At 53.9% G+C, this 241-nt stretch carries 1 protein-coding gene; it reads right to left on the reverse strand.

Translation table 11 applies throughout. The features are described from left to right. The coding region (locus MTCD1_RS20125) for a thiamine pyrophosphate-binding protein (protein ID WP_143760226.1) at positions 1–134 on the reverse strand (134 nt) is incomplete at its 3' end. Positions 135–241 lie beyond the last annotated feature (107 nt).

Genomic DNA, 241 nt, shown 5'->3' on the forward strand with positions numbered 1-241 from the left:
CTCAGAAGGTGTTCCACTGGCGCACCGTAAAGCGCATCATAAATCGGCATGATGGCGCCGCCGGGATAACCAAAAATATTCGTCACCCCATGGTCGACTAGCACCTTGATCACGGCATCGGCGCCGCGCATCATCTGCCCACTATCCGCTTGTCCTGCCTCAGAATTACCTTGCTGTGTCTGCCCTTGTTCCATCTGCATCTCTCACTCTGTGCCGAACCTTAGCGGTTCAGTATTTGTAG

Origin of the sequence: Colwellia marinimaniae (assembly GCF_002207865.1) — a bacterium.
GTDB classification, from domain to species: Bacteria; Pseudomonadota; Gammaproteobacteria; order Enterobacterales; family Alteromonadaceae; genus Colwellia; species Colwellia marinimaniae.